This window comes from Betaproteobacteria bacterium (assembly GCA_016791345.1).
Taxonomy (GTDB): Bacteria; Pseudomonadota; Gammaproteobacteria; order Burkholderiales; family JAEUMW01; genus JAEUMW01.
The window spans coordinates 1-8,952 of sequence record JAEUMW010000438.1 but is presented as its reverse complement, the minus strand read 5'-3'; the positions used below and the strand labels follow the sequence as shown (position 1 = coordinate 8,952).

The 8,952-nt window shown below is 66.8% G+C and carries 11 protein-coding genes; 2 read left to right on the top strand and 9 right to left on the bottom strand.

Translation table 11 applies throughout. The annotated features are described in order from the left end of the window. The 6 genes from JNK68_16560 to coaBC all read right to left on the bottom strand — a co-directional run. The coding region (locus JNK68_16560) for a GTPase domain-containing protein (GenBank protein ID MBL8541957.1) at positions 1-956 on the bottom strand (956 nt) is incomplete at its 3' end. Next, complete coding sequence (locus tag JNK68_16555) at positions 953-2,419, bottom strand: DUF2868 domain-containing protein (GenBank protein ID MBL8541956.1); 1,467 nt, start codon at positions 2,417-2,419, stop codon at positions 953-955. The genes JNK68_16560 and JNK68_16555, both read right to left, overlap by 4 nt. A gap of 123 nt (positions 2,420-2,542) precedes the next feature. Further along, positions 2,543-2,935: a CbiX/SirB N-terminal domain-containing protein gene (locus JNK68_16550; GenBank protein MBL8541955.1), complete on the bottom strand. Its 393-nt coding sequence runs from the start codon at positions 2,933-2,935 to the stop codon at positions 2,543-2,545. Positions 2,936-2,972: 37 nt separating this feature from the next. Further along, complete coding sequence (locus JNK68_16545) at positions 2,973-3,455, bottom strand: GNAT family N-acetyltransferase (protein ID MBL8541954.1); 483 nt, start codon at positions 3,453-3,455, stop codon at positions 2,973-2,975. Positions 3,456-3,738: 283 nt separating this feature from the next. Beyond that, positions 3,739-4,185 carry a dUTP diphosphatase gene (gene dut / locus JNK68_16540; GenBank protein MBL8541953.1) on the bottom strand — a complete coding sequence of 149 codons (447 nt, stop codon included), beginning with the start codon at positions 4,183-4,185 and terminating at the stop codon, positions 3,739-3,741. After that, entirely contained in the window at positions 4,182-5,411 is a 1,230-nt protein-coding gene (gene coaBC, locus JNK68_16535; GenBank protein MBL8541952.1) for a bifunctional phosphopantothenoylcysteine decarboxylase/phosphopantothenate--cysteine ligase CoaBC, read from the bottom strand. The genes dut and coaBC overlap by 4 nt, the downstream gene beginning before the upstream one ends. A 145-nt stretch (positions 5,412-5,556) precedes the next feature. Here coaBC and radC point away from each other — a divergent pair, with 145 nt between their 5' ends. Next, positions 5,557-6,234, top strand: coding sequence for a DNA repair protein RadC (radC, locus tag JNK68_16530; GenBank protein MBL8541951.1), 678 nt, complete (start codon positions 5,557-5,559; stop codon positions 6,232-6,234). Positions 6,235-6,240: 6 nt separating this feature from the next. Here the strand turns inward: radC and JNK68_16525 are convergent, their stop codons facing one another. Further along, positions 6,241-6,762: a gamma carbonic anhydrase family protein gene (locus tag JNK68_16525; GenBank protein ID MBL8541950.1), complete on the bottom strand. Its 522-nt coding sequence runs from the start codon at positions 6,760-6,762 to the stop codon at positions 6,241-6,243. 124 nt (positions 6,763-6,886) lie between these two features. Here JNK68_16525 and JNK68_16520 point away from each other — a divergent pair, with 124 nt between their 5' ends. Further along, positions 6,887-7,957, top strand: a complete 1,071-nt coding sequence (locus JNK68_16520) for a class I fructose-bisphosphate aldolase (GenBank protein ID MBL8541949.1) — start codon at positions 6,887-6,889, stop codon at positions 7,955-7,957. Positions 7,958-8,040: 83 nt separating this feature from the next. On the opposite strand, the gene JNK68_16515 is transcribed toward JNK68_16520, so the two are convergent. Continuing rightward, on the bottom strand, positions 8,041-8,442 hold the full coding sequence (locus tag JNK68_16515) for a heme-binding protein (protein ID MBL8541948.1): 402 nt from the start codon (positions 8,440-8,442) through the stop codon (positions 8,041-8,043). Positions 8,443-8,502: 60 nt separating this feature from the next. Further along, positions 8,503-8,952, bottom strand: a 450-nt coding sequence (locus JNK68_16510; protein MBL8541947.1) for an OmpA family protein, incomplete at its 5' end; no start/stop codon positions are given.

Below are 8,952 nucleotides of genomic sequence, written 5' to 3'. Positions count from 1 at the left end.
GCGAGACGCGCCAGCACGTCCGCCGCCGCGCGCCCGCCGAGTTCGTGGATTTCGATCAGCTGATCGGTGCTGCGGCGGGTCTCGGCGTCGAGCCGCTCGGCGAGCGCTTTCATGGCACGCGCCTTTGATCCCGACTGCCCGTCATCGCGAAGACCGATGGCGCGGCCGACCTCACGCAGCGTCGACCCGATGCCGTCCTCCTCGAGACGCTCGCGGTCGCACGCCGTGCGCGCGAGCTGTTCGGCAAGCGCCGCGGTAGACGCCTCGAACGCCGCCATGCGCCGCTCCTGCCACGCCTGCTCGAGGCGCCTGCACGCAGCCTGTTTCGATTGCGGCAGGATTGCACCCACGGCACGCAGCAGGGCGACTTCCTGCACCCAGCAGCGGGCAAACGCATCCAGGGTCAGAATGCCGCGCACGAAACGATAGTGCGCCAGATGGTTCTGCCAGCGCGCCTGTTCAGCTGCCTCTTCCGCCGACGGCCGCGGCTCGCCGATTTGGTTGAGCAGCACCAGCACCGGCTTGCCGATCCATTCGAGAATCTGCATTTCGGGTGTGACGTAGCCGGCGTCCTGCGGATCCTCGGCGGCGTTGACCAGGTAGAGGACGATGTCGGCCGTCTCGCGCACGTTGCGGATCGCCTGCTGGCTCGACCAGAAGGGGCGGTCGCGCCAGCGGTCCCAGATCTCGCTCAGGAACCAGCCGATGGGATTGCCCTGTTGCCGCAACCGCTTCGCCAGCCGCACGCTGTCGCCGAAGCCGGGGGTGTCCCACAGCCGCAGGACATCGCCTGCCGCGTCCTCGATCATGACATGTGGTTCGGCGACGACGGTCACGTGCGGCTCGTCGCGCACCTCGCCCACGTCATGGCCGAGCAGGGTGCGGGCAAGCGTGGTCTTGCCGGCGTTGGTATGCGAAACGAGGCTGAGTTCGATGAACACCGCCTCACCGCTCACCGGACCGCCTCCGCCCGCGCTATCTGGTCGAGGGCTGCGGTCAGGGCATCCGCGGCGGGTGTCGGGTCGGTCGCGGCGAGATCGACGAACACGGGCGCGGCTTCGCGCGCCGCGAGCAGTTGTCGCCAGGCGCCGCGGCGCTCTTCGAGGCGCTCGGTCTGGCCGGCAAAGCGTTGGCGGAACCCGGTTTCGTCGATCAGCGCGACGAGCTGGCTGCCCGGGGTGAGCACGGCGGCCAGCGCGGCGATGAACGCACCGTGATTCTCCGCCTCGGGCGTGGCGGACAAGCTGAAAAGCGGCGCGGCGAGCGCCAGGGGAGCGGTCGGCAGTAGATCGGCAGGCAGCGCATCCTCGTCGCCGAAGGCGACCACCGGCGCAATCGACACTTCTGCCTTCGGCCCGAACACGCGTGCCACGATTTCCTTCAGGACGAGCGCCGACTGTGGCGTGAGCTGGTAGCTGTAGGGCAGCACGCGGATTGCAGCGCGCTCGCCCTTGAAGTTGCGGAGCATGCGCTGGAAATACGCGTCGTCGAGCGGCAGCGGCAGCCGCTGGCTCAAGCGACGTTGCGCGAACCAGGCGCCGAGCGCGAGCAGGGCGCGCGGAATCAGCGCGAAAAGCGCGATCGTCGTGGCGTACAGATTGAGCCAGGGCGCCGCGTTCTCGCCGGGGCCGGCGGCGAACTGCAGCGCTTCCAGATGCTGTGGATCCGCGATCGGAATGCCGGTCAGGCGCGAGGCCGGTCCGAGGACGAGAGTGAGCAGGCTGTGCACCTCGGCCGGGCCGAGAAACGTGCTCTCCCAGCCCGCCCGGTATTCGAGCACCAGTCCGCGCAGGTAGAGGGCGACGATGGCCCCGAGGGCGAAGGCGAGCGCCGAGAGGTGAAGGATGCGGGCAACCCGGGCCGCGGTCAGAGCGGCGGAGACCCGCGCCCAGTCGCGCACGAATGGGGCGAGCGGGGTGTCCGGCGCGAGGGCGGCAGCCGCCTCGTTCACCCCGCGCGCAAGCCGCGCCACCGCCCCCGAGAGAGGACCCAGCGGCCGCGTCCGTGAGCTCGCAATACGGGCCACCGTGCGCACGGCGACGATCGCGTAGGCGACCAGGTTCCAGGCGATGAGGGCAAGCAGCGGGAAGGCCAGCACGCTCACGCGCTGTGCCGGGCCGATGTAGTCGGTGGCGAAGCCCAGACCGAATGCGCTGAGGACGAACACCCAGCCGATCCACGGCCGCCAGGTGACGGCGCGCAAGGCTCGCGCAACGCTGCGGTCACGCTCGCGCAGTCGCTCTGCCGCAAGTTGCCCGCGACGCGCGACGAAGCGGTCGGCGTCGGCCTCCTCCCCGACGACCTCGGCCGCGGCACGGCTGGCCCAGAGGGCGTCCGACTCTGTCCAGTTGGACCGTCCGGCGCCCGCGGTCTCGAATGCCCGGACCAGGACTACATTGCGCGCGGCGGCTTCGTTCATGGGAAAGAATCGGATTGGAGCGAGCCGCGCCCGTCGAGCCCGGCGATGCGTCGGGATTCTACTACGCGGGGGCGCTGCGCCCCTGCCCCGATTTCGCGGGGCGGGTGATGCGGTGTTGCGCGGTCAGCTGCGGGCTTGTCCGGCGATCGAGACGACCCAGTGCGCGATCGCATCCATGACGGGTTCTGCTTCGCCGACCGCCTCGGCGAGGCGGATGGTGACGGCAGGATGCGCCCGTGCGAGATCGGCTACCAGGAGCGGCACGTCGCGCTTCACGTGTCCGGCGCGGGCGATGAAGACGGGCACAATGTCGATGACGCCGGCACCGTCGGCAATCATCGCGTCGACCGCCTGGTCGAGCGTGGGGGAGATGAACTCCAGATACGCCAGCACCACCTGCGTACCTGGCAGCGCCCGCTCGACGCGCAGCTTGATTCCGGACAGCGGTTGCGCCCATTCGGGATCGCGCGCGCCGTGTGCGAGGAGCACGACGGCGGAACGGGGGACGGGAGGCATGCCGGGGTGCGCACGGTCGGATCCGTGCGCGATGGCGTTATCCGGCGTCGTGGGCGATGGCCGGCCGCAGCGCGTGGCTCATGCGGATGGCGGCTTCGATACCGCGGTAGTACCCGGGGATCGTGCCGATCTCGCAATAGCCGAGGCTCTGGTAGAAGCGGCGGCCGCTCTGGTTGCTCGCGCGCAGTTCGAGGCCGATTGCGGTGATGCCCGCTGTCAGCGCCGATTCCTCCAGCCAGGTGACCAGCCGCCGACCAATGCCGACACGCTGGTAGTCCGCTTCGACCGCCAGCAGGTTCAAATGCGCCGTCTCGTCAGCAAAATGCATGATGGCGAAGCCGACCACCTGCTCTCCGTGGCAGGCGGCGAGCACCACGGTCTCGGGCGACAGGATTTCGCGGCTGATGCGCGCCGGTGTCCACGACCAGCCGAGACCCATCTCGATCAGCTCGCGCGACATGCGGGAAATGGGAAACATGTCGGCAGGCCGTGCGAGGCGAATCTTTACACTATTCTGCATGGTCGGTGGAGCCTTGATCGGGAAACTGCGGCGCAGCATAGCGCATCGGCTGCTGAATTGCAGCTTCCGGGTATCGGTCCGCCAGGGATGCGAAAGCGGCCGGGAAGCTGGTCTGGGAATGCGCAGCGCGGCAGGTGCGGCACGGATACGACAGATGTTCCAAACTGCGCCCAGATGGGGAAAGGATTAGGCTCATTGCGGCATCCGGACCCTCAGCCGAGAGCGGCGACGTGACGAACGGAGCGAAAAGCGCGCCAGACGGCGGGCGTGCCTTGGGTAAAATTCACCGCCCCGTGCTGCCGAACCCGCCGGCGCCGCGGGCGCTTTCGCTGAAGTCCTCGACGACGTTGAAGGCGACCTGGACCACCGGGACCACGACAAGCTGCGCAATGCGCTCGAGCGGGTTCAGGATGAAGGGTGTGCCGCCACGGTTCCACAGGGATACGAAGATCTGCCCCTGATAGTCCGAGTCGATGAGCCCCACGAGATTTCCGAGCACGATGCCGTGCCGGTGTCCGAGGCCGGAGCGGGGAAGAATCATTGCGGCGAGCCCCGGATCGGCGAGATGGATGGCGATGCCGGTCGGGACGAGGTCGGCCTCACCGGGTCTGACGGTGAGGACGTGGTCGATGCACGCGCGCAGGTCGAGACCGGCAGAGCCGGGTGTGGCATAGGCGGGCAGGTGCGCGTCCAGACGCCGATCGAGGACCTTGACGTCGATCGCCTTCACCGGGCCGACTCGCCCGAGACAGCGGGAACGGCCGCCGGTGTCGCGTGCAGCAGGCCCGCCACGTGGGCGACGATCTGGCGCGCCAGATCGAGCTTGCCCGCACGTGCAAGCTCATGCCGGCCGGTTTCGTCGAAGAGGATGAGCGTGTTGTCGTCGGTGCCGAGCCCGTCGCGCACGAGATTCGCCGCGAGCAACGGCACCTTCTTGGCGCGCCGCTTGGCTTGCGCATGCTCTTCCAGCAACTCGGTCTCGGCGGCAAAGCCCACGCAGAACGGTGCATTGGGGAGCGACGCCACGTAGCCCAGGATGTCCGGGTTCGGCGTGAGCTCCACGGTCGCCGGCTGATCACGCTTCTTGATCTTCTGGGTGGCTTGGCGTGCCGCGCGATAGTCGGCGACCGCGGCGACACTGGCAAAGACGTCGGCTCCGGCAAGGTGGGCCTTCACGCATTCGAACATATCGAGCGCGCTCGATACGTCGATACGGGTCACGCCGAAGGGGGGTGTCAGACAGGTGCGACCCGAGATGAGCGTTACCCTGGCACCCGCTTCATGCGCCGCACGGGCGAGCGCATAACCCATCTTGCCGGAACTCAGGTTGGTGATGACGCGCACCGGGTCGATCGCCTCCGACGTGGGGCCGGCAGTGACCAGCACGTGTTTGCCGGCGAGGCGCTTCGGCTGCAGGGCACCGATGATGCCCTGCAGGAGATCCTCCGGTTCGAGCAGTCGTCCCATGCCGGTCTCGCCGCAGGCCTGCTCACCGGTTGCCGGCCCGAGCACGATCACGCCATCGCCGGTGAGGGTTGCCACGTTGCGTTGCGTGGCCGGGTGTTCCCACATCTGGCGGTTCATCGCGGGTGCGACGATCAGCGGCACTTCGCGGGCGAGGCAGAGCGTGGCGAGCAGATCATCGGCGAAGCCGTGCGCGAGCTTGGCGATGAAATCGGCGGAAGCCGGCGCGATGACGATCGCGTCGCGGTTGCGCGAGAGCTCGATATGGGCCATGCCGCCAGCCGCGCGCGGGTCCCACAGATCGCTGAACACCGGCTTGCCGGTGAGCGCCTGGAAGGTCGCCGGGCCGACGAGGCGCATGGCGGCTTCGGTCATGACCACTTCGACCTCGCAGCCTTCCTGCATCATGAGCCGCGTGAGCTCGGCCACCTTGTACGCGGCAATGCCGCCGGTGACGCCGACGAGGAAGCGCCTGGGATGCGATAGGTGCATGACGCGGAAGATCAAAAGAGGGCGCAGTGTAAACCATCGCACCATGGCGAGGAACAGCGGGGCAGTGGCGCGGCACTTGCAGGATGCCGGACTTGGCGGGCGCTGCATTCAGGCTCGCAACTCAACCTTTCCGGTTCCCGCATTCATGCCGATCAGCGACTGGCCCGAACACGAACGACCGCGCGAACGCCTGCTGCGCGTGGGTGCGACACGGCTGAGCGACAGCGAACTGCTGGCGATCTTCCTGCGCACCGGCGTGAAGGGGGCGAGCGCGCTCGATCTCGCGCGGGTGCTGCTGGCGCGTTTCGACGGCAGCCTGCGCCGTCTGGTCACGGCCGGTTTCGACGAACTCGGCGCACTCGCCGGCGTGGGTCCGGCGAAGGCGACACAGCTGATGGCGGTCGTCGAACTGGTGCGCAGAGGGCTTGCGGAGGAACTCGCCCAGGGTGCCGGCCTGAATTCGCCGGAGGCGGTACGCGATTACCTGCGACTTGCCCTGGAGGCGAGCCCGCACGAAGTCTTCATGGTGCTCTGTGTGGACGCGCAAAACCGCCTGATCGGTGCCGACGAACTGTTCCGCGGCACGCTCACGCAGACCAGCGTCTACCCGCGGGAGGTGGTGAAGCTCGCCCTTGCGCGCAACGCGGCCGCGGTCATCTTCGCCCACAACCATCCTTCCGGCATCGCCGAGCCGAGTCGTGCCGACGAATCGCTCACCCAGGCACTCAAGCAGGCGCTGGCGCTGGTCGACATCCGCGTGCTCGACCACTTCGTCGTCGGACGCGGCGCCATCGTCTCGTTCGCCGAGCGCGGCTTGCTGTAGCGTGCGTCAGCGCTGCGCGGCGAGCTCGCGCTGATAGCGCTTGAAGTTGTCGACGTAGTGCTCGGCGATGTGGCGGAAGTGCTCGATCTCGTCCACTGTTACCTGCCGCACGATGCGACCGGGCGCGCCCATCACGACCGAACCGTCGGGAATCTCCTTGCCTTCGGTGACCAGCGCACCGGCGCCGATCAGGCAGTTCCTGCCGATTACTGCACGGTTCAGGATGATGGAGCGGATGCCGATGAGCGAGTTGTCGCCGATGGTGCAGCCGTGCAGCATCGCGAGGTGGCCGACGCTCACGTTCCTGCCGAGTGTGAGGAGGATTCCCGGATCCGTGTGCAGCACGCAGGCGTCCTGCACGTTGGAGTTCTCGCCGATCGTGATGACGTCGCTGTCGCCGCGCACCACGCACTGCCACCAGATGCTCGCGTTGTTCTCCAGCACCACCGATCCCATGACGGCCGCATCGGGTGCGATCCAGTAGTCACCACGGGTCTCGATGCGGCGCTCGCCCAGGCTGTATTTCATGGAGTCACCTATTGAGAAAACGCAATACTGATTGCGCGCCATGGGAGTTTACCGCGACCGCACGTGGCAGGATAATGCTCCACTTCACCGGACGGGGTCCGGGGTCACCGAGGGAGCAAACCAAATGACTGCAAGAGATACCGTGACCGACATCGTCGGACTGCTGGAGGGCGACGCTGATTCGCTGCTCGGCCATGTTTGCAAGGGGATTGCGCGCGAGTCGCTGCACTTGCCGGGTCCCGACTTCGTCGACCGCGTGGTCGCCCAGAGTGATCGTTCCGTGCCGGTTCTGCGCAGCATGCAGACCCTGTTCGGCACCGGACACCTTGCCGGCAGCGGTTACGTCTCGATCCTGCCGGTGGACCAGGGCATCGAGCATTCGGCCGGTGCATCGTTCGCACCGAACCCGATTTACTTCGATCCCGAGAACATCGTGAAGCTTGCCATTGAAGGGGGCTGCAATGCGGTCGCATCGACGCTAGGCGTGCTCGGCGCCGTGTCGCGCAAGTACGCGCATAAAATCCCCTTCATCCTCAAGTTCAATCACAACGAGTTCCTGAGCTATCCCAACACGTTCGACCAGACGCTCTTCGCGAGCATCGAGCAGGCCTACGACATGGGTGCGGTCGCGGTGGGTGCCACGGTCTACTTCGGCTCGCCGGAATCGCGCCGTCAGATCTGGGAAGTGTCGCAGGCGTTCGAGCGTGCGCATGAGCTTGGCATGGCGACGATCCTGTGGTGCTATCTGCGCAACAACGCGTTCAAGGTCGGCGACAAGGACTACCACGTGTCTGCCGACATGACGGGACAGGCCAATCACCTCGGCGTGACGATCGAGGCCGACATCATCAAGCAGAAGCTGCCGGAGAACAACGGCGGCTTCAACGCGGTGAAGTTCTCGAAGACGAGTCCGAAGGTGTACAGCGAGCTCACGACCGATCACCCGATCGATCTCACGCGCTATCAGCTCGCCAACTGCTACATGGGTCGTGCCGGGCTCATCAATTCCGGCGGCGAGTCGAAGGGAGCGGGCGATCTGGCCGCTGCGGTGCGCACGGCAGTCATCAACAAGCGCGCCGGTGGCATGGGACTGATCTCGGGTCGCAAGGCTTTCCAGAAGCCGATGCCGGAAGGCGTGAAGCTGCTGAACGCGATTCAGGACGTCTACCTGTCCAAGGATGTGACGATCGCCTGACGAGTCAGCCGGTTCGAAATAAAACGGCCTGCTCCTGAGCAGGCCGTTTTTTTGTGCGTCGCACGCGGGTGCGTGAGTGGTCTTCAGCCGATGAGTGCGATCAACCCCGCCTGGGCTACCATGGCGTCCTCGCCCGAGCGCACGCCCGACACGCCGATCCCGCCGACGATCTGATTGTCGAGAATGACCGGGATGCCGCCTTCGACCGGCACCAGCCGGGGCAGGTTGAGATAGCCGAACTTTCCTTCGGCCAGGCGCTCTTCCCAGGATTTCGTCGGGCGCTTGAAGAGCACCGCCGAGCGCGCCTTCTCGATCGCCACGTCGATGCTGCCGAGCTGTGTGCCGTCGAGTCGGGTGAGACAGATCAAATGCCCGCCGTCGTCCACCACGGCGATCGCCACCGGCCAGCCTTCCTCGAGCGCTCTGGCTTCGGCTGCCGCCGTCATCTTCTGCGCCTCGGCGAGGCTAAGAACGCGCTTCTGCATCGGTCTCTCCAAAAAAGGAAGGGGCGGGAAAAGCCCGCCCCGCATGATAGTCCGCGACGCTTACTTGGTGGGCTTGATCTCGACGCGGCGCGCTTCGGCGTCGGCACCGCTGCCCTGCATGACATCTGACGGCGGCTGCATGCGCAGACGGCCCTCGGCGATGCCGGCAGCCTTGAACTGCTCGTGCACGGCCTTGGCGCGCTCCTTGGCGATCTCCTTGTTCTTCTCCAGGTCGCCGGTCTGATCGGTATAACCGGTGATCTCCGCCACGACCGTGCCGTCCTTCTTCATCACTTCGGCGAAGTCGATGACGCTCTTCTTGCCGGCGTCGTTCAGCACGATCTGGCCGACCTCGAAGAAGACCTTGACCGGTACCACGGCGACGGCGACCGGGGCCGTCGTGCCGTGCGACGCAGCAGGCGCACCGGTCGCGTGACCACCGCCGGCGCCACCAATCAGCGGCACGATCAGCAGTGCCACGATGTTGATGATCTTGATGAGCGGGTTGAC

Bases quoted from the DNA above. Each gene is read 5' to 3' on its own strand.
- JNK68_16545 (MBL8541954.1), bottom strand. From the start codon at position 3,455: ATGCAGAATAGTGTAAAGATTCGCCTCGCACGGCCTGCCGACATGTTT.
- JNK68_16555 (MBL8541956.1), bottom strand. From the start codon at position 2,419: ATGAACGAAGCCGCCGCGCGCAATGTAGTCCTGGTCCGGGCATTCGAG.
- JNK68_16515 (MBL8541948.1), bottom strand. From the start codon at position 8,442: ATGCAGAAGCGCGTTCTTAGCCTCGCCGAGGCGCAGAAGATGACGGCG.
- coaBC (MBL8541952.1), bottom strand. From the start codon at position 5,411: ATGCACCTATCGCATCCCAGGCGCTTCCTCGTCGGCGTCACCGGCGGC.
- radC (MBL8541951.1), top strand. From the start codon at position 5,557: ATGCCGATCAGCGACTGGCCCGAACACGAACGACCGCGCGAACGCCTG.
- JNK68_16525 (MBL8541950.1), bottom strand. From the start codon at position 6,762: ATGAAATACAGCCTGGGCGAGCGCCGCATCGAGACCCGTGGTGACTAC.
- JNK68_16550 (MBL8541955.1), bottom strand. From the start codon at position 2,935: ATGCCTCCCGTCCCCCGTTCCGCCGTCGTGCTCCTCGCACACGGCGCG.
- JNK68_16520 (MBL8541949.1), top strand. From the start codon at position 6,887: ATGACTGCAAGAGATACCGTGACCGACATCGTCGGACTGCTGGAGGGC.